At 34.7% G+C, this 22,927-nt stretch carries 19 protein-coding genes; 17 read left to right on the forward strand and 2 right to left on the reverse strand.

The features are described 5' to 3' along the window. The first annotated feature begins 25 nt into the window (after positions 1 to 25). Together QZ136_RS09200 and QZ136_RS09205 are read left to right on the forward strand one after the other, a co-directional pair. Positions 26 to 532, forward strand: coding sequence for a hypothetical protein (locus QZ136_RS09200; protein ID WP_291402682.1), 507 nt, complete (start codon positions 26 to 28; stop codon positions 530 to 532). 51 nt (positions 533 to 583) lie between these two features. Next, positions 584 to 1,549 (forward strand): lipid A deacylase LpxR family protein, encoded by a 966-nt coding sequence (locus tag QZ136_RS09205; protein ID WP_291402684.1) that lies wholly within the window; start codon positions 584 to 586, stop codon positions 1,547 to 1,549. On the opposite strand, the gene arfB is transcribed toward QZ136_RS09205, so the two are convergent. Then, a complete protein-coding gene (gene arfB, locus QZ136_RS09210; protein ID WP_291402686.1) occupies positions 1,550 to 1,960 on the reverse strand; it encodes an alternative ribosome rescue aminoacyl-tRNA hydrolase ArfB in 411 nt (136 codons plus the stop codon). Between the two features lie 108 nt (positions 1,961 to 2,068). Here arfB and cmk point away from each other — a divergent pair, with 108 nt between their 5' ends. The 12 genes from cmk to QZ136_RS09270 all read left to right on the forward strand — a co-directional run bounded on the left by cmk (position 2,069) and on the right by QZ136_RS09270 (position 16,507). Further along, positions 2,069 to 2,734: a (d)CMP kinase gene (gene cmk / locus QZ136_RS09215; RefSeq protein WP_291402688.1), complete on the forward strand. Its 666-nt coding sequence runs from the start codon at positions 2,069 to 2,071 to the stop codon at positions 2,732 to 2,734. A 306-nt stretch (positions 2,735 to 3,040) separates the two neighbouring features. Next, on the forward strand, positions 3,041 to 5,038 hold the full coding sequence (rpsA, locus tag QZ136_RS09220) for a 30S ribosomal protein S1 (RefSeq protein WP_291402690.1): 1,998 nt from the start codon (positions 3,041 to 3,043) through the stop codon (positions 5,036 to 5,038). Positions 5,039 to 5,220: 182 nt separating this feature from the next. Then, positions 5,221 to 5,763, forward strand: a complete 543-nt coding sequence (gene pyrR / locus QZ136_RS09225) for a bifunctional pyr operon transcriptional regulator/uracil phosphoribosyltransferase PyrR (protein ID WP_291402692.1) — start codon at positions 5,221 to 5,223, stop codon at positions 5,761 to 5,763. After that, complete coding sequence (locus tag QZ136_RS09230) at positions 5,763 to 6,704, forward strand: aspartate carbamoyltransferase catalytic subunit (protein WP_291402694.1); 942 nt, start codon at positions 5,763 to 5,765, stop codon at positions 6,702 to 6,704. Before pyrR ends, QZ136_RS09230 begins: the two co-directional genes overlap by 1 nt. A 144-nt stretch (positions 6,705 to 6,848) precedes the next feature. Then, on the forward strand, positions 6,849 to 9,875 hold the full coding sequence (locus QZ136_RS09235; RefSeq protein WP_291402696.1) for a tetratricopeptide repeat protein: 3,027 nt from the start codon (positions 6,849 to 6,851) through the stop codon (positions 9,873 to 9,875). A 60-nt stretch (positions 9,876 to 9,935) separates the two neighbouring features. Then, entirely contained in the window at positions 9,936 to 11,552 is a 1,617-nt protein-coding gene (locus QZ136_RS09240; RefSeq protein WP_291402698.1) for a TonB-dependent receptor, read from the forward strand. Positions 11,553 to 11,598: 46 nt separating this feature from the next. Beyond that, positions 11,599 to 12,693 carry a hypothetical protein gene (locus QZ136_RS09245; protein WP_291402700.1) on the forward strand — a complete coding sequence of 365 codons (1,095 nt, stop codon included), beginning with the start codon at positions 11,599 to 11,601 and terminating at the stop codon, positions 12,691 to 12,693. Next, entirely contained in the window at positions 12,693 to 13,391 is a 699-nt protein-coding gene (locus tag QZ136_RS09250; protein ID WP_291402702.1) for a MotA/TolQ/ExbB proton channel family protein, read from the forward strand. The genes QZ136_RS09245 and QZ136_RS09250 overlap by 1 nt, the downstream gene beginning before the upstream one ends. Continuing rightward, positions 13,388 to 13,786, forward strand: coding sequence for a biopolymer transporter ExbD (locus QZ136_RS09255; RefSeq protein WP_291402704.1), 399 nt, complete (start codon positions 13,388 to 13,390; stop codon positions 13,784 to 13,786). The genes QZ136_RS09250 and QZ136_RS09255 overlap by 4 nt, the downstream gene beginning before the upstream one ends. Beyond that, entirely contained in the window at positions 13,783 to 14,607 is an 825-nt protein-coding gene (locus QZ136_RS09260; RefSeq protein ID WP_291402705.1) for an energy transducer TonB, read from the forward strand. The genes QZ136_RS09255 and QZ136_RS09260 overlap by 4 nt, the downstream gene beginning before the upstream one ends. A 79-nt stretch (positions 14,608 to 14,686) precedes the next feature. Beyond that, a complete protein-coding gene (locus tag QZ136_RS09265; protein ID WP_291402707.1) occupies positions 14,687 to 15,130 on the forward strand; it encodes a hypothetical protein in 444 nt (147 codons plus the stop codon). A 66-nt stretch (positions 15,131 to 15,196) separates the two neighbouring features. Continuing rightward, positions 15,197 to 16,507, forward strand: a complete 1,311-nt coding sequence (locus QZ136_RS09270; protein WP_291402709.1) for a folylpolyglutamate synthase/dihydrofolate synthase family protein — start codon at positions 15,197 to 15,199, stop codon at positions 16,505 to 16,507. A 91-nt stretch (positions 16,508 to 16,598) separates the two neighbouring features. Here QZ136_RS09270 and QZ136_RS09275 read toward each other — a convergent pair whose 3' ends face one another. Then, the gene (locus QZ136_RS09275) at positions 16,599 to 18,017 is read right to left on the reverse strand and encodes an amino acid permease (protein ID WP_291402712.1); all 1,419 of its coding nucleotides are present in this window, start codon (positions 18,015 to 18,017) and stop codon (positions 16,599 to 16,601) included. Positions 18,018 to 18,301: 284 nt separating this feature from the next. Between QZ136_RS09275 and QZ136_RS09280 the strand changes: the two genes are divergently transcribed. The 3 genes from QZ136_RS09280 to QZ136_RS09290 all read left to right on the forward strand — a co-directional run bounded on the left by QZ136_RS09280 (position 18,302) and on the right by QZ136_RS09290 (position 22,923). Continuing rightward, a complete protein-coding gene (locus QZ136_RS09280) occupies positions 18,302 to 20,572 on the forward strand; it encodes a sodium-translocating pyrophosphatase (RefSeq protein WP_291402713.1) in 2,271 nt (756 codons plus the stop codon). A gap of 197 nt (positions 20,573 to 20,769) precedes the next feature. Next, on the forward strand, positions 20,770 to 22,245 hold the full coding sequence (locus QZ136_RS09285; RefSeq protein WP_291402716.1) for an amino acid permease: 1,476 nt from the start codon (positions 20,770 to 20,772) through the stop codon (positions 22,243 to 22,245). A 108-nt stretch (positions 22,246 to 22,353) separates the two neighbouring features. Next, positions 22,354 to 22,923 (forward strand): MarC family protein, encoded by a 570-nt coding sequence (locus tag QZ136_RS09290; protein ID WP_291402718.1) that lies wholly within the window; start codon positions 22,354 to 22,356, stop codon positions 22,921 to 22,923. Positions 22,924 to 22,927 lie beyond the last annotated feature (4 nt).

Below are 22,927 nucleotides of genomic sequence, written 5' to 3' on the forward strand. Positions count from 1 at the left end.
TTTTTATTTAATTAAACCCTGATTCATGAAAATAAAATCATTTTTCATTCTAAGTCTAGTTTTATTTATTAGCAGCATTGCAAATGCTCAAACAAAAGAGAGTACCATTACTGAAAAAAGAGCTCAAAACATTTTTGTTGAATTAGGTGGCCAAGGACTATTATTCACTGCCAATTATGACTCCAGATTTTCTAAACGAAGAGACGGTTTAGGTGGTAGAATTGGAATTGGTCATATTGGAGAAAACGGTGATAGAGCGACAACGGTACCAATTTCTTTAAATTATTTACTCGGTAAAGAAAAACATTTTTTTGAAATGGGATTGGGTGCCTCTTTAATGCTTATTGGAGGGGACGGCGACTCATTATTATTTGATGAGAATAATAGTAGTGTTTTAGGGACTATGAGTTTTGCATACCGTCTACAACCTAGTGACCGTGGATTTTCATTCCGCGCAGGTCTTAGTCCGATTTTTAATAAAAATTTCTTCATTCCCTACTATGCAGGAATAAGTTTAGGATACAGTTTCTAATAAAAAAATAGCAAATTTGTAAACATTCACAATTTTTACAGAAAGCTTCCCATGAAGAAATTTATTTTACTTTTTACAACTCTCTTTTGTTTTCTATTCGATTCTTTAAAAGCACAAACAATAAATTATAAAAGCGAATTTGGTTTCAGAAGTGAAAATGATAGCTATTTAGCTGGTGGACAAGATCGTTATTATACTAATGGATTAATACTGAATTTTAGAACTACCCTAAATACTGTAAAAATCAAAAACGAGAATCTTAATAAAATGATTCTTGAATTGGAAGCCGGGCAAAAAATATTCAATCCCCAATCAGGGAGTATTTCGAATAGCATTTATGTAGATCGTCCTTTCGCAGGATATTTATATGCCGGTGCCTCCTTAAACCTATTATATCAATCAGAAAACAATTTAAAACTAAGTCTGCAAGGTGGCACCATCGGTCCAGCTTCATTAGCACAAGAGGCCCAAGAATTAATGCATGATGTTGTAGGTTTTTATAAAATTGATGGCTGGCAGTGGCAAGTAAACAATGAGTTTGCAATTAATGCTTCCGCTGAATTCAATTACTTAATTAATCGTATTGCGAATGATAAAGTTGATTTTACCGCCAACTCATATTTAAACCTTGGAAATACATTTTCTGGGGCAGGCGCCGGATTAACATTCCGATCAGGGGCAATCAATCCGCTATTTAAGTCATCTAGCTCTCAAAGCCGCATATCAAATAGTGCTAGCCCCAAAGACATTGCCGAAAAAGAATTCTTTTTTTATGCAAAACCAATGCTGAATTATGTGCTTTATGATGCAACTATTCAAGGTGGACTTTTCAATAAAGAAAAAGGGCCAATTGTTTTTGATACAAAACCTATAGTCTTTACTCAACAATTTGGGGCTACATACTCTCAAAACAGAATTACGGCCGACTTTTCAGTACTCTTTAAAACAAGAGAAGTAAAAAGTAATGCAAAGCCACATCAATATGGCTCTATTGCATTATTTTATAGATTTAATTGATCAATCTAACCATTCATTCCTGCGGCTAATCTTTTTCAAGGAGGTTATTTGCTTAGATTTTAATCTTTTCTCAATTGCCGACCTTTTAGGCTTGCTAGCTTTCCTTATTTTAGGAATAAACAGTGCATTTTTTAATAGAATGAGTAATTTTTGGATACTTCGTTCTTTATTTTTGATTTGGCTCCTCTCCTCTTCAGTTATAATTTGTAGAATTCCGTCAGAATTAATACGATTTGCGAGTTTTAAAAACAAGCGGCCTTTTTCTTCTTCGGTAAAAAGAGAGGTTGATTTCAAGTCAAAATTTAGCTCAACCTTTGTAGAAACCTTGTTTACATGCTGACCTCCTTTACCTCCGCTTCTTGAGGTTTTGAAAGTAAGTTCTTTAAGAATATCTACCTTTTTGAGTTCCATTTTCAAAAATACCAAATAGTACACAAATGCTTCTTATTAAAGATTTTTTATAATAATAATATACGAAATAACCTTCAAATATCCAATTCAAATCCTATTTTTGCAGCAATGAGCAAAAATATTGTTATAGCCATTGATGGTTATTCTTCATGTGGAAAAAGCACTCTAGCTAAAGCTTTAGCCAAAAAATTGAATTTTATCTACATTGACAGTGGTGCGATGTATCGGGCTGTTACCCTATATTTTTTGCGGAACAATATTGACCTTAAAAGGCCTGAAATAATAAAAGAAGCTTTAGAAAATATCCATCTCGATTTTCAAACTTTAAACAATGAGACTGTTATTACCTTAAATGATGAAGATGTTTCGAAAGAAATCCGTCAAATGCATGTAGCAGAGAAAGTAAGTTTGGTAAGTGCCATAAAAGATGTTAGGGTAGAAATGGTTAGGCAGCAGCAAAGAATGGGCAAATCAGGCAATATTGTGATGGATGGAAGAGATATTGGAACGGTGGTATTCCCCAATGCAGATCTTAAATTGTTCATGACAGCAGATCCCCAAATTAGGGCTGAACGTAGATACAATGAACTCATCAGCAAGGGCGAGAAGGTAAAAATTGAAGAAATCTATGACAATCTTGCCAAACGCGACCTTCAAGACACAACACGTAAGGAGAGTCCGCTAATACAAGCCCAAGATGCTATTATACTCGATAACAGTAATATAAATGAGTCACAGCAATTAGAATTTGCTTTGAAGCACTTAAAACTTTAAGTGAATAAATTTCCTATAATTTTTCCTTCCCAAGATCTGCTTAATATCCATTACAGCATCTAAAGGTGTAAAAATGCTTTGAGCTAGAAAAATAAGCTTAAAATATGGCCTATATTATATTGCTACATATCTATTAAAAGACTGTTTTTATTAAAAAGACTTAAATAAAAAAAATAAAACGATAATTATCAGATAGTTCCGTTTAAAAATAATTGAAAATAAAGCGTCAAAATGTTTTTTAATAAAAATGAATTTTTCTACCTTTGCAGTCCGATTTAATATCGGAAAAAGGAGATAAATTAATTAATGGCTAAAAAACTAGAAGCTGAAAAGGAGTTAACTGCGAAACAAGCGGAACTTCAAGGCGAAGAGACCACTACGGTTAAACAAAAGGAAACAATTGAATCAGAAGCTGATTCAGTGTCGATCGAAGAGATCAAATCAAAAACATTAATCACCCCATCTGGCGATTTCGACTGGGATGCGGATGATAAAGGTTTTGGTAATTACAGCACTGCAGACCGTGAAAAGTTTGAAGAAATGTATGCTGGAACTTTCAATTCGATTAACAAGGGTGAGATTATCTCAGGCGTTGTTGTATCGATTAACAACAAAGATGTGGTATTAAACATTGGATTCAAATCTGATGGTTTAGTGTCTTTATCTGAATTCCGTGATACACCAGATTTAAAAATTGGTGATTCAGTTGATGTATTTGTAGAATCACAAGAAGATGCTAACGGACAGTTGGTATTATCTCGTAAGCGTGCAAAAACACAACGTTCATGGGAAACAATCAATGAAGCTTTGGATCAAGACAGAATCATCACAGGTTTTGTTAAGAGCCGTACAAAAGGTGGTTTGATTGTGGATATTATGGGTGTTGAAGCTTTCCTTCCAGGATCGCAAATTGACATCAAGCCTATCCGTGATTACGATGTTTATGTTGGTAAAACAATGGAATTCAAGGTTGTAAAAATCAACCATGAGTTTAAAAACGTAGTTGTATCTCATAAAGTATTGATTGAAGACGATTTAGAAAATCAAAAAACTGAAATCGTTGCAAAACTTGAAAAAGGTCAGGTACTTGAAGGTACTGTTAAAAACATTACCGATTTCGGTGTGTTCATCGACCTTGGTGGCGTAGACGGTTTATTACACATAACTGATATTTCATGGGGCCGTATAGAGCATCCACGTGAGGTATTAACACTTGATCAAAAGATCAATGTGGTTGTTTTAGACTTTGACGATGAGAAAAAGCGTATCGCCTTAGGATTAAAGCAATTAACTTCTCATCCTTGGGAGGCCTTAGATACTACCTTAGAAGTGGGATCTAAAGTTAAAGGTAGAATTGTAACTGTTGCAGATTACGGTGCATTCCTTGAAATCACACCAGGTGTTGAAGGCTTAATTCACGTATCTGAAATGTCATGGTCTCAAAATCTTCGTAACCCACAAGAATTCTTAAAGGTTGGCGATGAAGTAGAAGCTCAAGTATTGACATTAGATCGTAATGAGCGTAAAATGAGCCTTGGTATTAAGCAACTTACTCCAGATCCATGGAAAAACATTGGCGAGCGCTATCCAATTGGAAGTCAGCACAAAGCTGTTGTTAAGAACATGACTAACTTTGGTGTATTTGTTGAAATTGAAGAAGGTATCGACGGATTAATCCATATTTCTGATCTTTCATGGTCTAAGAAAGTAAATCATCCAAACGAATTCACTAAAGTTGGTGAGTCACTTGATGTGATTGTTCTTGAACTTGATGAAGCTAACCGCAAATTGAGCTTAGGCCACAAGCAGTTAGAAGAAAACCCTTGGGAAACTTTCGAAACTGTATTCACTCTTGAATCTATTCACGAAGGAACAGTATTAAAAGTTACTGATAAAGGTGCAATCATTGCATTGCCTTACGGTGTAGAAGGATTCGCTCCTACTAAACACATGGCAAAAGAAGATGGTACTTCTATCAAAGCTGATGAGACTGCTGAATTCAGAATCATTGAATTTAACAAAGATTCTAAGCGTATCGTAGTTTCTCACGCCCGCATTTGGGAAGAGGCTAAAGCTGAAGAGCGCAAAGAAGAATTCAATGCTAAGAAGAAAGAAGCAAAAGCGACTACTACTGCCGTTAAAAAGGTAAAAGAGTCGGTTGAGAAGTCTACTTTAGGTGATCTTGGTGTATTGGCACAATTGAAAGAGAAAATGGAAGGTGCAGAAAGCAAAGCCAAAAAAACAAAGAAAACTGAAACTGATGCAGCAGCTAGCGCTGAAGCAGCAGAAAGTACAGAAGAATAAGCTCAATAGCTTTATTTATATTTCAAAAGCCCTGATGAAAATCAGGGCTTTTTTTTGTAAAAAACGTTTTTATTCTATAAAAACAAGTATTTAGCCTATTTTTAGGCAATACTGAATTAATTTGCAGAATTCTCAATTGGAGTAAAAAAAAAATTCATATTTTTGATCAAACAAATCCACTGATGCAAACATTAAATCTGCTTGACGGTCCTAAATTCCAGATCACTATCCAGCGCCTTTGTCATCAGTTAATTGAAAATCATGATCATTTTAACAATTCAGTTATTTTAGGCATTCAGCCTCGAGGCGTTTTTCTTGCAAAACGCATTATTGCTGAATTAAAAAAAATAATGCCTGAAATTACAATTGAGAACGGCAATCTGGATATTACTTTCTTTCGTGATGACTTCCGTCGCAAGGAGGGGTTATTAATCCCTAGCAGTACCGAAATTGATTTTATAATAGAAGGCAAAAAAGTAATCTTAGTAGATGATGTACTTTGGACCGGCAGAACGATTCGTGCAGCAATGGATGCGATACAATCTTTTGGCCGACCAGAAAAAGTAGAATTATTAACGCTCGTAGACAGGCGCTTCTCAAGACATTTACCTATTGAAGCAGATTATATCGGAATTAAGGTTGATACCATTGATTCTCAAAAAGTGATTGTGAGTTGGAAAGAAACAGACCATGAAGATAAAGTGATCTTACTATCAGAAAAATAATGGCAGAAAAAATCAATACATTAAGTACCAAACACCTGCTGGGAATAAAAGATCTCACCACTAGAGATATCGAATTAATATTCGAGACTGCTGATACTTTCAAAGATGTACTTAACAGACCCATTAAAAAGGTGCCGTCTTTAAGAGATGTAACCATTGCCAATATATTTTTTGAAAACTCAACTAGAACTCGCTTATCATTCGAACTTGCACAAAAAAGATTATCAGCAGATACCGTCAACTTTGCGGCATCTTCGTCTTCGGTAAGCAAGGGCGAAACCCTAATTGATACGGTAAACAATATTTTAGCCATGAAAGTAGATATGGTGGTGATGAGACACCCCTATCCAGGTGCTGGAATATTCCTCAGTAAACATGTAAATGCTCAAATAGTGAACGCTGGAGATGGGGCTCATGAACATCCTACCCAAGCTCTACTTGATGCATTTTCTATCAGAGAAAAATACGGAGATGTTTCAGGCAAAAAAGTAGCCATCATTGGCGATATCCTTCATTCAAGAGTAGCGCTTTCTAATATACTTTGCCTACAAAAATTAGGTGCAGAGGTAATGGTATGCGGACCAAGCACATTGATCCCTAAATACATTGGTAGCTTAGGTGTAAAAATTGAACACGACCTATTAAAAGCGTTAAATTGGTGCGATGTAGCAAACATGTTACGTATTCAATTAGAGCGACAAGATATTAAGTATTTCCCTTCATTGAGAGAATATTCAATGATGTACGGACTTAATAAACAAATACTTAACTCACTTGACAAAGAAATTATTGTAATGCACCCTGGTCCAATAAATCGGGGGGTAGAAATCACAAGTGATGTTGCTGACAGTAAACAATCTATAATTCTTGATCAAGTAGAGAACGGTGTTGCCATAAGAATGGCAGTATTGTATTTATTGGCTAATCAACGTTCGCAATAGTCTTTAAATTTTTAAACATTTTTAGATTTTAATAACATCTTAAACCTGTATTCGTTTTTAATCTGTTTTCAACACATGTTAATTACTAATTATATCAAACTGAACCAGTTTAGATTAAATTAGAGATTATAATTTTGCTTATTTATGCTCAGAAAATACACAATCATCACACTTATTATTGGACTTTTATCAATTCCAGCTTTTGCTCAACAAAATGCTTGGTTTGATCTAAACAAACATTATAAAAGCGGACTTGAATTGCTTGAAAGTGGAAAATACGCTGCTGCATCAAATCAATTTAATAATGTTTTAAAAAACGATAAAAAATCAAGTGTAAAACCCGAAGCAAACCTAGAAAATGGTTTAATTAAAGAGAATGCACATTATTTTATCGCCCTTTGTGCACTAGAATTAGGGAATAGTGATGCAGAATCTTTATTTCTAAATTTTATAAATACCTATCCTGCAAATAATTACACCAAACTTGCCTATTACCATGTTGGAAGATATTATTTTGCTCAAAAAAACTATCCCAAGGTTATTGAATGGCTTAAAAAGTTAGAAGACAATGATTTAATAGGAAAAGAGTCCTCAGAATACCGCTATAAACTTGCTTACTCCTATTTTGAAAATAAAGAATATGATCAAGCAAAAGCTATTTTTCATCAATTAAAAGATGAAAAAAGCATTTATAATGAACAATCTATTTATTATTTCGCGTACATCAGCTACCTACAGAAGGATTATAAAAGAGCATTAGTTGAATTCGAGCGTTTAAAAGGATCAAAACTGTATGAAAATAGTTATCCATACTATATTTCCGCCCTTTATTTTCTAGATAATCGATATGATGATGTTTTAAGCTATGCCATACCCGTCTTAAAATCGAGTAAACAATTGTATGAAACAGAAATGTTCCGCATTGTTGGTGCCTCCTATTTTGCAAAATCAGATTATGTAAATGCTGGTCAATATTTTGATAATTTTCAAGGGAAAGATCAAGGCAAAACTCAAAACAATCAAGATAATTATCAGATTGGATACACTGCATTTAAGCTTAAAAAATATGAGAAAGCTATCCTAGAGCTAGAAAAGCTAGAAACAGCAGATGAATATTTTCAAAGTGGAATGATAGCCTTGGGAGAATCCTTCCTCAAAACAAACAATAAACAAGCAGCAAGAAGTGCTTTCTTTAAAGCATCCAAATTAGACTTTGATACACAATTAAAAGAAGAGGGATTATTTAATTATGCTAAACTATCCTATGAGCTTGATTTTCATCAAGTTGCACTAGATGCTACACAGTTATTCATAAAAACCTATCCACAATCACCAAAATTAGACCCTGCTAAAACTTTATTAAGTGAAATTCTATTAACAACAAAAAACTATAAAGATGCCATTGATATCTTAGAAACTATAGCCAATAGAAATAGAGAAGCCAATGAGGTTTACCAAAAGGTAACTTACTATAGAGGATTAGAATTTTACAATGAAAGAGCCTTCCAAAATGCCATTTCAATGTTTATGCGTTCCAGTAAAAATGCAGAGGATGATGAAATACATTCATTATCAACTTATTGGCTAGCCGAAGCAATGTATGAGGTTAGAAAATTTGGAGAATCGGTGGATAATTTTGAAAAATTCATGTCATTAACAGCTTCAAAGAAAACGGAAGTATATAACTATGCGCATTACGCATTAGCCTATGCTGCTTTTGAGCATGAGAACTACAGAAAGGCCGCTACTTATTTCGCGCGCTTTCTTCGTGGCAATGAAAAAGACCAAAATACTATAAACGATGCCATTTTAAGATTAGCAGATTCACATTTTGTGCTAAAAGATTATGATGAAGCGTTGGTTTATTATAATAGAATAATTGCATCCCGGACAAATAGTGAAGACTATGCCCTATTTCAACGTGGGATGATTCAGGGATTGCAGGGTCAAAATGACATAAAAATAACGACTCATAAATCCTTGCTCCAACAATTCCCAAATTCAAACTATTCGGATGATGCAAGCTTTGAAATACCCTATACCTATTTCATCAAGAATGATTTTGAGATTGCAAAAACAGGCTTAAATGAATTGATTCAAAAATACCCTCGCAGTAGTTATGTGCCACGTGCTTTAATTACTATCGGGTTAGTAGAACTAAATCAAGATAATGAAGAAGCGGCTCTAACAACCTTTAAGCGTGTGATAAGTGAATATACAACTACCGACGAAGCTAAATTAGCTTTAGAATCGATAAAAAACATCTATCTGCAAAATTCAGATGCCACTTCATTTTTAGATTATGCAAATACAACAAGCATAGGAAATTTAAGCACCTATGAACAAGATAATATCACTTTTCAAGCAGCCAATAATCGATTCTTAAACGGAGATTACCAAGGAACATTCGAATCTGTTAATGCATATTTCGATAAATTCCCTAAAGCCGCACATGATAAGCACGCTCGTTTTATAAGGGCAGAAAGCTTGGTGAAATTAAAGAGACCCAATGAAGCCATTCCAGATTATGAATATATTTTGAACGATTGGACTAGCGATTATACCGAACGTGCGCTCATTAGCATCTCCAAAATTTATCTTGCTCAAAAGAAATACAATGAAGCCATTGTTCACTTAAAAAAGCTGGAACTTACTTCAGAATACAAGTCTAATTACAGCTTTGCCGTTAACAACTTAATGGAAGCATATTCAAATATGAATTTACCAGACGAGACTCTTCAATATGTGAAATTCATTAGAGAATCTAATAAATCGTCTGAAGAAGATCTGTTTAGAGCAAGTTTATATTCTGCTAAAGCCAATCTAATTATTGGAGATACGGTTCAAGCTGTAAAAGATTTAACCGAAGTGGCTGAAAAAACACAAACAGTAACAGGTGCTGAAGCTAAATACAATCTTGCTCATATTTTATACTTGAAAGGGCAATATAAAACCTCTCTCGCTACCGCATTCGACCTTACTAATGAAATGCCTTCACATGATTATTGGGTTGCAAAAACATATATTCTCATAGCCGATAATTACGTGGGTATGAAGGATATTTTTCAAGCAAAAAGCACCCTTCAAAGCATAATCGAAAATTATGAGAATGAAGAAGATGATATTTTAGTCACCGCCCAAGAAAAATTAAAAAAACTAACAAAAAAATAATTGATAATGTATAGCTCTACTTTAAAATATTCGCTGATAGTTAGTTTGATTAGTCTATCAATGTTAACTCAGGCACAAGATAAAAAAACCGAAAACCCAGCCACAAAAGAGGCAAACACTCTGACTGAGGAAATTGAGGTTGTACGACCATATAAACCTGTTTTGGCAGACGCTGTGAAAATTAGGCGAAATCCTGACATGGACAAGCAAAAGCCATTTAAACCGGTTTTAAGCTATAGCATTATTGATAAAAAACTAGAGCTCAACTCAAATATCAAAGAACTGCAAGCACAGAAAATGGAAGATGAGCGTGCTAGCATATTGTCTAATAATTTCGTAAAATTAGGTGCAGGAAATTTCAATACCGCCCAAGGCGAAATTTATGTTAACTCAGGTAGTGATGAAGCCCTACAAACAGGGGCTTATTTCAAGCATTTATCACAAAAGGGAAATCTAGATCACCAACAGTTTTCTAACCAAGAAATGGGAATTTTTGGACGAACAATTGGAAATTCTTATGCTGCATCCGGAAATTTAAAATACGATAGGAATTCCTTTTTCTATTATGGATTTGATCCAACATCAGCTGTTGCTCCTGACATGAGTAAACAGCGGAATAATATAATTTCTGCTGAGGCTGAAATCATAAGTAATTATACAGAATCACCTGTATTAAATTATGCAGCAAACATTAAGGCATATCAATTTAATACCATTGCAGATGCTAAAGAAAGCTCTGTGATTTTAAGTGGATCTTTGAACAAAGATTTAAGCTCATTTAATGTGGGCTTGAATGCCTCAGCCGACTTAACCTCTACAAAAGATGTTTCTTATGAGATTAAAAACAACATACTAAAAGCAAATCCATACCTAACTTTTAAAGGAGATCTTTACAAATTAAAATTAGGAGCTAATATCGTTCAGGAATTAGGCACAAATACAAGATTAAATATTTTCCCGTCGGTATCAGCCGAGTTTGCTATTTTACCAGGATATGCCAATATTTTTGCCAAAGTGAATGGAGATGTTCTCAAAACATCTTTAAGCGAAATTGCATTAGAAAATCCATTTTTGAACGAAAACATAGGAATCAAAAACTCTCTTGAAAAAATAAATGTAGAAGCTGGTTTGAATGGTAATGTAGGCGCTACTTTTGGCTATAAAATCATGGCTTTTTATAAAAACATTGAAAATATGCCGCTTTTCATGAATAATTCTACAAAGATTAACCGCTTTGATGTAATTTATGATCAGGGACAAAGTTCGGTTTTTGGACTTGAGGGAGAAGTAAACATAAAAGCATCTGATGTATTTGAAATTGGGGGAAAAGCCCAAATTTTCAATTATGAGCTAGCAACTGAATCAGAAGCTTGGTTTAAGCCAAATTTTAGATTAATTTCGAATGCGAAAGCACAAGTAAATCAGAAACTTTATCTGAATGCAGAATTACTTTTTCAAGGGGAAACTAAGGCAAAAGTTAATTCTACTCCTGGAGAATTTAAAGCAAGTACTTTAAAAAGTTTTATGGATTTGAGTGCTGGAGCAGAATATAAAGTCAATAAAAAAATTGGAGTCTACCTAAGAGCCAATAATATAATGGGACAGTCTTACCAGAGATATTTATTTTATCCTAAAATGGGACTTACCTTATTCGGTGGTTTAAATTACTCCTTCTAAGTCTTTGTTTGGCAGCTTGATAATTAAAATATAACTTTACCCATTAATGGAAATAGCACAATACATTGTAGATCTGTTGCGTGGGCAAGATGAAGTGAGTCTAGCTGGTTTAGGCACATTCACCAAAACGAGAGTTGCTGGTTTTTTCGACCAAAACAGCAATATTTTCTACCCTCCTACCTATAAAATATCTTTTAAAGAGACTGAAACAGAAGATTCAAGTCTAATTCAGTATATAATTAGTAAAGAAAACACAAGTCCTTCTTCAGCAGAAGATCAAATAAAAAGCTTCATTTCAAGCATTTTAAATGGAGTTGAAAACGAAAATGTATTTGAAATAAAAGAATTAGGAAAGTTCCGCAAAAAAGATGGAATCCTGAATTTTGAAGCTTTTGAAAGTCTAGAATCAAAAGAAAATAATTGGATACTTAATCCTATTCAGGAGTTTGAAAATAGTGAAAAACCTAGCGAGCAAATTAAAAATGAGGAAGAAAGTGTTCAGGAAATAGCTGTTACGGAGGAACCAACCGAAACCGATCAAGAACAAGTTAGCGACGAAAATGAAGATTTAGATTTACAAGAAACAGCTCCCAATAGGTCTTGGTTGAAAATATTCCTTCTTTTTATCATCTTTTTGTTAAGTCTAACAACCCTGTTTTTCCTAAACCCTGAATTTAACACATTTGTTAAAGATAAAAGTAAAGGATTATTCAATTCAACAGGCAGCAGTCAAGAAGAAAGTCCCATTTTACTTGATTCAACCAAAATTAGTGCCGACTCTCTAGATCTTCTTATTGATAGTGCTTCAATCATTGCTGATAGTACCCAACAAGCTCAAGATACTAGCATAAAAGTTGGAGTTGATACCTTAGCAACAATTTCAAACAATGAATCTGCAACATTTGAGATTATTTCTGCCGCATTTTATAGAAAAAGCGAAGCTGATGCTTACATGAAAGAATTAAGCAAAAAGGGAATAAAATCAAAAATCGTAGAAAATATGCCAGGCAAAATGCTAAAGATTAGTCTTGGTACGTTCTTAGATGAAGAGAAGGCAATAATAGAACTACATAGAATACACAAAGAAATAAATAAAGATGCCTGGATCGCCAGGATTAAACCAAACAAAAAATCTAACTAATGTTTTTACTCCAAATTGATACCCTTAGTCCAATTACTGATACCGCAACATCTACCGTTCAAACGATGCCAGTCGGAGAAGAGTTAAGATTTATAGAACTACTTTTCAAAGGAGGTTGGGTAATGGTTCCATTAGCCATACTCGCATTCATGGGATTAGTCATATTTGTGGAGCGCTATCTCACCATTAGAAAAGCTTCTAAAAATGAGATGAACCTGATGATGCAAGTTAAACAGAGCGTTAAATCAGCTAAACTTGATGCTGCATTAGCTATCTGTAGGAATAGTAATACCCCTCTTGGAAGGATGTTAGAAAAAGGACTTTTAAGAATCGGAAGACCAATAAAAGACATTGAAGGAGCAATTGAAAATGTTGGGAAGCTTGAAGTATCAAAGCTTGAAAAAAATATAAGTATTCTTGGAATCATTGCTGGTATTGCTCCCATGCTTGGTTTCGTAGGTACAATTATTGGAGTAATTACCATTTTTCATGAAGTATCAGTTAAGGGTATAATTGAGATTGGGACTATTTCCGGCGGACTTTACGTCAAAATGATTACCTCGGCAACGGGTTTAATTATTGGTATCATAGCTTATGTTTTATACCATATTTTAAATATCATGGTTGATCGAATTATCCTTAAAATGGAAACAGATGCCATTGAATTTATAGATTTATTAGAGGAGCCGGGCAAATGAATTTAAGAAAAAGACAGAGAGGAAGCGTTGAGGTTCATACTTCAGCATTGAACGATATCATGTTCTTTTTGCTGTTGTTTTTCCTATTGGCTTCTGCTGTGGCAAATCCAAATGTTGTAAAATTGTTTTTACCGAGGTCGAGCTCCGGACAATCAATTCCTCAAAAAACTATAAACGTATCAATTACTAAAGATTTGGAATATTTTGTTGAGAAAAAACAGGTAAATGCATCTGAATTATATCAAAATATTGAAGTTTATCAAAAAGCATCACCTGATCTTACCATTATTTTATATGCAGATCGTACCATTGCCATTGAAAATGTAATTGAACTCACTGATATTGCAAATAAACTCAAGATTAAGCTTGTTTTAGCGACAGAAACAAAGAAATGATCGAATACCGTCCACAAGAAGAAAATAATTACCCGAAAGCCTATGCCATTTCAACTGGCATAATGATTGTTTTTCTGGCAATTAGCTTTTTTATTGTTGCGAGTCGTGTAGAACCCGATACCAGCGGCACAGGAGGAATAATAGTGAATTATGGAACCTCCGAATTTGGCATGGGTGATGATTATATGAGCGTTGAGGAGCCTTCTACCTCCCCTGATGCAAATAATGTTGCTCCCGACAAAGTGGTAATGGATAATAATACATCTAATGAGGTTAGTTCAGAAGTGACTGATAAAGCCATTGCCACACAAAATAATGAAGATGCTCCTGAAATAGTCACTAAAGAAAAAAGTGCTGCTAAAAACCCATCGGTAAGTACTCCAACTAAGGATAGTAAGCCTGCAGTAAACCAAAATGCGCTATACAAGGGCAAGAAAAATGATGGCCTTGGTAAGGGTGATGGTACAAGTAATGTTGCTGGAAATCAAGGTAGTACAAATGGCGATCCACTTTCACCTGATTACGGTGCTGGAGGTTCAGGTAATGGCAGCTATGCCTTAGATCTTAAAAGCAGAAAATTTACCAATCTTACCGTTCCAAAAGATGATGGACAGAAATACGGAAAAGTAGCAGTAAGAATCTATGTAGATAAAAATGGAGTTGTGGTAAATGCAATTGCTGGCGTAAAAGGAACTACCCTTTCCGATAAGGCTATTTGGGAGAAATGCAGACTAGCTGTTATTGGATCTTCCCTAAATAAACTAGATTCTGCACCCGACGTTCAAATAGGTGTAGTTATGTTTAATTTTAAGGTAAAATAATTTCTTTTAATTAAATTAATTTTCTTTTATATTTTTAATATCTGTCAAAACATTTGCTTAATCAATATGTTCTAACAGTATGAAAGCAATACAAATAATCCCTTCAAGAAGTCTATTTATGACTTCCTTAAGCATGCTAGTAATTTTCACTTTACTAAGTGCATGTTCAAAAAAAATCAATTTTAACACTTCAACGGTAGTCCCAGCTGCAGAAGGAGTAGTTAAAATCAAAAAAGACAGCAATAAAAACAGTTCTGTCGACATCAAAATCAAAAATTTAGCAGAGCCCGAGCGACTTGAATATCCAAAATCTGTTTATGTAGTTTGGATGGTGACAGAGGAAAATGGCATTAAAAATATAGGGCAATTAATAAGCTCTAAAAGCATGTTTTCAAGTCAATTAGAAGGAACATTAAAAACAACAACCCCATTTGCGCCAAAACGTATTTTCATCACAGCTGAGGATAGTAGTGACATTTCAATGCCTGGATCTTATGTGATTTTAGAAACAAAATCATTTTAATTCTATACATATTTCGAGAATAGGATTCTCTTCAGGATATTTACCCCATAAAATCATTGTCCATTAATGAATTATAGGGATACTATTCAATATTTATACTCGCGGCTACCGATGTTTAGCAAGGAAGGTAAAGCTGCGATGAAGCCAGGCCTGCAAAACATTATTAAGTTTTGCCAAAAACTTGGGAATCCGCAAGAAAAATTCAAATCAATACATGTGGGAGGAACGAACGGCAAAGGTTCTACTTCTCACATGCTTGCAGCAGTACTTCAGGAAGCGGGTTATAAAACAGCTTTATATACATCTCCACATCTCCGTGATTTTAGAGAAAGGATACGAATTAACGGAGAAATGATTTCTGAGAAGGAGATTATTCAATTTGTAAGCTCAAACAAAACATTTATTGAGGAGCTAGAACCCTCATTTTTTGAGGTTACAGTTGCTATGGCATTTGAATATTTTGCTCTGCAAAAAGTTGATATTGCAATTATTGAGGTCGGACTTGGAGGCAGGTTAGACTCCACCAATATAATTCATCCCGAATTAAGTATAATTAGTAATATTGGTTACGATCACATGAATATTTTGGGAAACTCCTTAGGAGAAATCGCTTCCGAAAAGGCTGGAATTATAAAAAGTGACAGTCCCATAATTATAAGTCAGAGGCAAAGCGAAACACAAGAAATATTCATAAATAAAGCTTCAGAAATGCAATCTCCAATCACTTTTGCAAGTGATGAATGGGAAATAACACGTTCCAATACCCAAAACATTGACACAGATTTATTACAAGTTGATATCAATCAAAAAATAAGGAACAAAAATTCAGTTTTTAGTTTTAATAAACTTGAATTAGATTTAAAAGGATCCTATCAACTAAAGAATCTTGGAGGTGTTTTAAGCGCTTTAGAGCAATTAAAATCAATGGGCTATCATATTGATGATCAAGATATTATATCGGCATTAGGCAGTGTTAAATCACTCACAGGACTAATGGGACGCTGGCATACAATGAGTAAAAAACCACTTGTTATTTGTGATACAGGTCACAATGAGGATGGAATCAAAGAAGTTTTAAAAAATATTGAGCTTAATACCTTCAAAAACCTGCATATGGTTATTGGAATGGTGAAGGATAAAGATATATCAAAAATATTAGCCCTTTTACCACAAGAGGCGCATTATTATTTTTGTCAGCCAGATATTCCAAGAGCAAAATCGGCAGAAGAGCTACAAATTGAAGCGAAAAAATTTGGTCTTCAAGGCCTTTTTTATGAATCAGTTCAATCAGCTTTAGATGCTGCAAAGAAAAATGCTTTAGAAGATGACCTAATTTTTATCGGAGGTAGCACTTTTGTGGTTGCTGAAATCATTTAAATGACCTAAAAATAGCTTATATCAGTATTTTAAATCCAAAAAAAACCGGCATCCAATTAGATGCCGGTTTTTTATTTGAAAACAAAAAAGATTAACTATTTTTCTTATCCATAGCCTTCCACATATAATAAATTGGAACACCTGTTAGAACGATAATGAATCCCGGCCAAGTAAAATTAGGCTTATAAATAATTAATAAAATACAGAAACTTATACCCATCAAGATGTATAATGCAGGAAGGAAAGGATAACCAAAAGCCTTGTAAGGTCTTTCTGCCTCCGGATTTTTAACTCTCAAAATATAGATACCTAGTATGGTAAGTACATAAAATATAACCACCACAAAAGAAATCATATCAAGAAGGTCACCGTATTTACCACTCAAACATAAAACAGAAGCTACGAGGCACTGCAACCATAAACCAAATTCTGGAACTGCATGTTTATTTAATGAGGCAGTTTTCTTGAAAAACAGACCGTCATTTGCCATAGTATGGTAAACACGAGCACCGGCTAAAATTAAGCCATTATTACAACCAAAAGTTGAAACCATGATCATTAAAGCAATAATTACAGTACCAATATTACCAAAAATTACACTTGAAGCTGCAACAGCAACACGATCCTTATCTGCATAAGCAATTTCTTCAAGGGGTAAAACAGCGAGGTAAACAAGATTTGCCAGCACATAAATAATGGTAACAATCATTGTCCCTAAAAACAAACTCAAACCAATATTTCTTTTCGGATTTCTTACTTCCCCAGCAATAAAAGTAACATTGTTCCAGGCATCGCTACTAAAAATAGAACCAACCATAGCGGCAGCAACTGCACCAAGAGCGGCAGCAATCGTTAGAGATTGGAAAGAACCATCGGGACTCAATTTCTGCATAGTCCAAGCATTCTCCCAATTGCTAGTCCATATTTCTGGTTTCATCATGATAAAACCAAAGATTATAAGTCCGAAAAGGCTAAATAACTTAGTCAGTGTAAAAGAAGTCTGAATCATTTTACCACCCTTCACTCCTTTAGTATTTATATAGGTTAGCAAAATAATGGTAGCGATGGCTAAAACTTGTGCAGCTGAAATTTTAAAGGATCCCATAGAGAAAAGAATAAGGTCTTCACTCACTTGTGGCCATAAATAGGCGGTAAATTTCGAAAATGCAACCCCTACTGCTGCAATTGTACCTGTTTGAATTACTGCGAAGAAACTCCATCCGTATAAAAAGCCTACAAGCGGGTTATAAGCCTCTTTAAGATAAACATACTGCCCACCAGCCTTTGGGAACATCGCACTTAATTCGCCATAGCTAAGGGCAGCAATTAAGGTCATTAAGCCCGTAATGAGCCAAACGGCAATTAACCAGCCACCAGACCCTACATTTCGTGTAATATCGGCAGCCACGATAAAAATACCTGAACCAATCATACTTCCAGCAACTAGCAAAGTGGCATCAAGTAGACCAAGCTCACGCTTCATTTCATTTTGTTCTATAGTTTCATTCATATTAAAGTTGTTGTTCAAAGAATAAACATACATTAAAAAATAAATCTGTGAACAATAAAGATTATTAAAAATCTAAAAAATCTTTCATCAAGAAAAAAAACAAAACAAAATTAGAAATAAATAATATATTTAAATTATTGATTAACAGATACTTAAATAATAAAAAGATGAAAATTTGAATGAATAGCTAAACATTCTGAATTACAAAATTTGAATAATAGAATAAGCCTGCTATTTTTGCCGATTGTATTAGAAAATATAATTATATAAACAGATAAATATCCATGGAGTTTTTACAAAACAATTTGATTTATTTAATACCCGCGATGGGCGTTTTTGGTATCCTAATAATGGCTATAAAATCGGCTTGGGTAACAAAACAAGATGCTGGCGACGAAAACATGCAACGTCTTTCGGGTTATATAGCTGACGGTGCAATGGCCTTTCTTAAGGCTGAGTGGAAAGTATTAGGTTATTTTTCAGCAATTGCGGCTATATTATTAGCATACTCAGGTACTTTGGTGGAAACATCAAGCTGGGTTATTGCTATTTCATTTTTGATTGGTGCATTTACTTCAGCCTTAGCGGGTTATATTGGTATGAACATCGCTACAAAAGCAAATGTTCGTACTACTCAAGCTGCACGTACAAGTTTAGCCAAAGCACTTCAAGTATCTTTTACTGGTGGTAGTGTAATGGGTATTGGAGTTGCGGGACTAGCAGTTTTAGGTTTAGGAAGCTTATTTATAGTTTTCTATAATATGTATGTTATTAATACAGGTGGTAGTGTGAACGGAAAAGAGATGGAAAAAGCTCTTGAAGTTTTAGCTGGTTTTTCACTTGGTGCTGAGTCAATTGCATTATTTGCACGTGTTGGTGGTGGTATTTATACCAAAGCTGCCGATGTAGGTGCAGATCTTGTAGGTAAAGTTGAAGCAGGAATTCCTGAGGATGATGTTAGAAACCCAGCAACTATTGCAGATAACGTAGGTGATAATGTTGGTGATGTTGCGGGTATGGGTGCCGATTTATTTGGTTCTTACGTTGCTACAATCCTAGCAACCATGATTTTAGGTCGCGAAATTGTATCTATTGATAATTTTGGAGGTATCGCTCCTATCCTATTACCAATGCTTATTGCAGGTTTAGGTTTAATATTATCTATTGTAGCAACTGCATTCGTTAGAATCAGCAAGGAAACCGATAGCGTTCAAAATGCTTTGAACATGGGTAACTGGTCATCAATTATTTTAACAGCTATTGTTTCTTTCTTCGCAGTAAAATGGATGCTTCCTACTGGTGAAATGTATATGAGCAGAGATATGGTTGGTGGTGTTTTAAGAGATGGTGCTATCGCTTTCACAAGCATGGATGTATTTTATTCTATTGTTGTAGGATTAGTAGTTGGAACCTTAATGAGCTTAATTACAGAATATTATACTGCAATGGGTCAGCGACCAGTATTGAGCATTATTAAGCAGTCTTCAACAGGACATGCAACTAATATAATTTCAGGTTTAGCAGTAGGAATGGAATCTACAGTAGCTCCAATTCTTGTGCTTGCTGCAGGTATTTATGGGTCTTTCTATTTTGCTGGTTTCTATGGTGTTGCTATTGCAGCAGCGGGAATGATGGCAACTACCGCTATGCAATTATCAATTGATGCCTTTGGCCCGATTGCAGATAATGCAGGTGGTATTGCTGAAATGAGCGGATTACCTCCAGAAGTTAGAGATCGTACTGATAATCTAGATGCTGTAGGAAATACCACTGCAGCAACTGGTAAAGGTTTCGCTATCGCTTCGGCTGCATTAACTTCATTGGCATTATTTGCTGCTTTTGTTGGTGTTTCTGGTATTGATCGTATTGATATTTATAAGGCAGATGTACTTGCGGGACTATTTGTTGGAGGTATGATTCCATTTATATTTTCTGCGCTTTGTATTTCTGCTGTAGGTAGAGCTGCAATGGACATGGTAAATGAGGTTCGTAGACAATTCCGCGAAATTCCAGGAATCATGGAATATGAAGCAAAGCCTGAATATGAAAAATGTGTTGCTATTTCAACAAAAGCAAGTATTCGTGAAATGATGTTGCCTGGAGCAATTGCATTAATCGTTCCTATAATTATTGGATTTTCATTTGGTCCGGAGGTTTTAGGCGGACTATTAGCCGGTGTAACTGTATCAGGTGTTTTGATGGGTATGTTCCAATCAAATGCTGGTGGTGCATGGGATAATGCTAAAAAATCATTCGAAAAAGGCGTGGAAATTGATGGTGAGATGTATTACAAAAAATCTGAACCACATAAAGCATCAGTAACTGGTGATACCGTTGGTGATCCATTTAAAGATACTTCTGGTCCGTCGATGAATATTTTAATTAAGTTAATGTCAATCGTATCCTTAATTATCGCTCCACATATTTCTGAGGGTGTAAGCCATAAAGTAACAGTGGAAGTTAAAAAAGAAATTAAAGTGATTAAAACAGAGGATCAAGCTGGTAATACTAGCATTGATACTATTGTAAACACCACTGATACTATAAAAAGATAATAAAAATGCAGAAGGGAATTCATTAGAATTCCCTTCTGCATTAAAAGAATAATTCTTATTATTGAGTTTCAATTCATTGGTGATAAATTAATTCCGGTAATGTACATTCATGTTTCATTTTACCGTTTTAATTAATTAGGTTTGAATTCAGATTAAATCAAAATTCTTAAAGAAAAATATTTAACAAACAAATTCGTATGTTTCACAAAAAATCCATCGAACAGTTAATGTTCGAATCACAACAAACTGGTGAAGGCACATTAAAACGTTCATTAAGCAGTGTAAACCTAGTTGCTTTAGGTATCGGTGCAATTATTGGTGCCGGATTATTCTCTCTTACGGGTATTGCTGCAGCTGAAAATGCTGGACCTGCGGTAACCATTTCTTTTGCTTTAGCTGCTTTTGCTTGTGCATTTGCGGGACTTTGCTACGCTGAGTTTGCATCAATGATTCCTGTTGCAGGAAGTGCATACACTTACTCTTATGCAACTATGGGTGAGTTTATGGCTTGGATTATCGGTTGGGATTTAGTCCTTGAATATGCTTTAGGCGCCGCAACTGTTGCTGTAAGTTGGTCTAGATACCTTTTAGAATTACTTCACAAATACAATATCAACCTTCCACACGAGTACATCGTATCCCCTTGGGAAACAATGAAATTAGGTGATGGTACTATAATTGACGGCGGAATAATTAATATTCCTGCAATTTTTATTGTAAGTGTTTTATCATTAGTTCTAATTCGCGGTACTCAGGGTTCAGCTAACATGAATAACTTCCTTGTTATTTTAAAGGTAGCTGTAGTTCTAATGTTTATCGTTTTAGGATGGAGCCATATCAATCCTGATAATTATGTTCCTTACATCCCTGAAAACACTGGTAAGTTTGAAAACTTCGGTTGGTCTGGTATTTCAACTGGAGCTGCTGTGGTATTCTTTGCCTTCATAGGATTTGACGCCGTGTCAACAGCTGCACAAGAAGCTAAAAACCCTCAAAAAGGTATGCCAATTGGAATTTTAGGTTCCCTTATCGTTTGTACTATTTTATACGTTTTATTTGCCCATGTAATGACTGGTCTTGTAAATTACAAAGACTTTGCAGGTGATGCTAAGCCAGCCGCAACAGCCTTTGCAATGACAGGTTATACTTATTTACAGGATGCCTTAATTATTGCAATTCTTGCAGGTTATACTTCTGTAATCTTGGTGATGTTAATGGGTCAGTCACGTGTATTTTACACCATGTCAAAAGATGGTTTATTGCCGAAATTCTTTTCTTCAGTTCATCCAACTTTCCGTACTCCATGGAAAACTAATCTATTCTTCTTAGTTTTTGTTAGTCTTTTCGCTGGATTAGTACCAGTTTCAGATTTAGGCCACATGGTTAGTATCGGTACTTTATTTGCCTTTACTTTAGTTTGTATTGGTATTATGGTGTTACGTCATACCATGCCAAATATTGAAAGACCATTTAGAACTCCTTGGGTACCATTTGTTCCAATTATGGGAATTTTAGTATGTGTGTATTTAATGTACACCCTACCAGCAGAAAGCTGGTACCGCTTAGGAATATGGATGGCTTTAGGTGTTGTTATCTACTTTATTTACGGTAAAAAGAATAGTAAAGTCAGAGAACTAAGAGATGGAGTAATCATCGAAAAAGATAGAGAGTAATCCTTTCATATTAATTTAATATTAAAAAAGGTTTCAGATTTATCTGGAACCTTTTTTAATTAAATGAATTTAATACCTTCATGCTAGAATATTAAAACAGAATTGTTCATGGAAAATTTCAATTTTAAACAGATTCTTTCAGTCACTATGATTCTCTTCGCAATCATAGATATCCTTGGCTCAATTCCAGTAGTTATCTCCTTACGCAATAAAGTTGGTCATATACAATCTGAAAAAGCTTCTTTAGTTGCTCTTTTATTAATGATTCTTTTTCTGTTTATTGGGGAAGAAATGCTTAAAATCATCGGTCTCGATATTTCATCTTTCGCCATAGCGGGTTCAATGGTAATATTCATTATCGCTATGGAAATGATTTTAGGAATCAATTTATTTCGTGAAGAAGCAGCAGAAAGTGCCTCTATTGTACCATTAGCCTTTCCATTAATTGCAGGCTCAGGAACACTAACCACCCTCCTATCCCTTAAATCTGAATACGCAACGCAAAACATTATTGTTGGAATCATAATCAACATGATTTTTGTTTATATCGTTCTAAAAAACACCATTTACCTAGAAAAGCTATTGGGTAAAACTGGCTTAAATATCATGCGAAAGGCCTTTGGAATCATCCTTCTGGCAATTGCAATCAAATTATTTAGAAATAATACGGGTTTGTAGGAGG

It is taken from the genome of Daejeonella sp., from assembly GCF_017495225.1.
In the GTDB taxonomy this organism is placed as follows: domain Bacteria; phylum Bacteroidota; class Bacteroidia; order Sphingobacteriales; family Sphingobacteriaceae; genus Daejeonella.

Excerpts from the sequence above, each read along its gene's own strand:
- QZ136_RS09200 (WP_291402682.1), top strand. The coding sequence starts at position 26 with ATGAAAATAAAATCATTTTTCATTCTAAGTCTAGTTTTATTTATTAGC.
- QZ136_RS09205 (WP_291402684.1), top strand. The coding sequence starts at position 584 with ATGAAGAAATTTATTTTACTTTTTACAACTCTCTTTTGTTTTCTATTC.
- arfB (WP_291402686.1), bottom strand. The coding sequence starts at position 1,960 with ATGGAACTCAAAAAGGTAGATATTCTTAAAGAACTTACTTTCAAAACC.
- cmk (WP_291402688.1), top strand. The coding sequence starts at position 2,069 with ATGAGCAAAAATATTGTTATAGCCATTGATGGTTATTCTTCATGTGGA.
- rpsA (WP_291402690.1), top strand. The coding sequence starts at position 3,041 with ATGGCTAAAAAACTAGAAGCTGAAAAGGAGTTAACTGCGAAACAAGCG.
- pyrR (WP_291402692.1), top strand. The coding sequence starts at position 5,221 with ATGCAAACATTAAATCTGCTTGACGGTCCTAAATTCCAGATCACTATC.
- QZ136_RS09230 (WP_291402694.1), top strand. The coding sequence starts at position 5,763 with ATGGCAGAAAAAATCAATACATTAAGTACCAAACACCTGCTGGGAATA.
- QZ136_RS09235 (WP_291402696.1), top strand. The coding sequence starts at position 6,849 with ATGCTCAGAAAATACACAATCATCACACTTATTATTGGACTTTTATCA.
- QZ136_RS09240 (WP_291402698.1), top strand. The coding sequence starts at position 9,936 with ATGTTAACTCAGGCACAAGATAAAAAAACCGAAAACCCAGCCACAAAA.
- QZ136_RS09245 (WP_291402700.1), top strand. The coding sequence starts at position 11,599 with ATGGAAATAGCACAATACATTGTAGATCTGTTGCGTGGGCAAGATGAA.
- QZ136_RS09250 (WP_291402702.1), top strand. The coding sequence starts at position 12,693 with ATGTTTTTACTCCAAATTGATACCCTTAGTCCAATTACTGATACCGCA.
- QZ136_RS09255 (WP_291402704.1), top strand. The coding sequence starts at position 13,388 with ATGAATTTAAGAAAAAGACAGAGAGGAAGCGTTGAGGTTCATACTTCA.
- QZ136_RS09260 (WP_291402705.1), top strand. The coding sequence starts at position 13,783 with ATGATCGAATACCGTCCACAAGAAGAAAATAATTACCCGAAAGCCTAT.
- QZ136_RS09265 (WP_291402707.1), top strand. The coding sequence starts at position 14,687 with ATGAAAGCAATACAAATAATCCCTTCAAGAAGTCTATTTATGACTTCC.
- QZ136_RS09270 (WP_291402709.1), top strand. The coding sequence starts at position 15,197 with ATGAATTATAGGGATACTATTCAATATTTATACTCGCGGCTACCGATG.
- QZ136_RS09275 (WP_291402712.1), bottom strand. The coding sequence starts at position 18,017 with ATGAATGAAACTATAGAACAAAATGAAATGAAGCGTGAGCTTGGTCTA.
- QZ136_RS09280 (WP_291402713.1), top strand. The coding sequence starts at position 18,302 with ATGGAGTTTTTACAAAACAATTTGATTTATTTAATACCCGCGATGGGC.
- QZ136_RS09285 (WP_291402716.1), top strand. The coding sequence starts at position 20,770 with ATGTTTCACAAAAAATCCATCGAACAGTTAATGTTCGAATCACAACAA.
- QZ136_RS09290 (WP_291402718.1), top strand. The coding sequence starts at position 22,354 with ATGGAAAATTTCAATTTTAAACAGATTCTTTCAGTCACTATGATTCTC.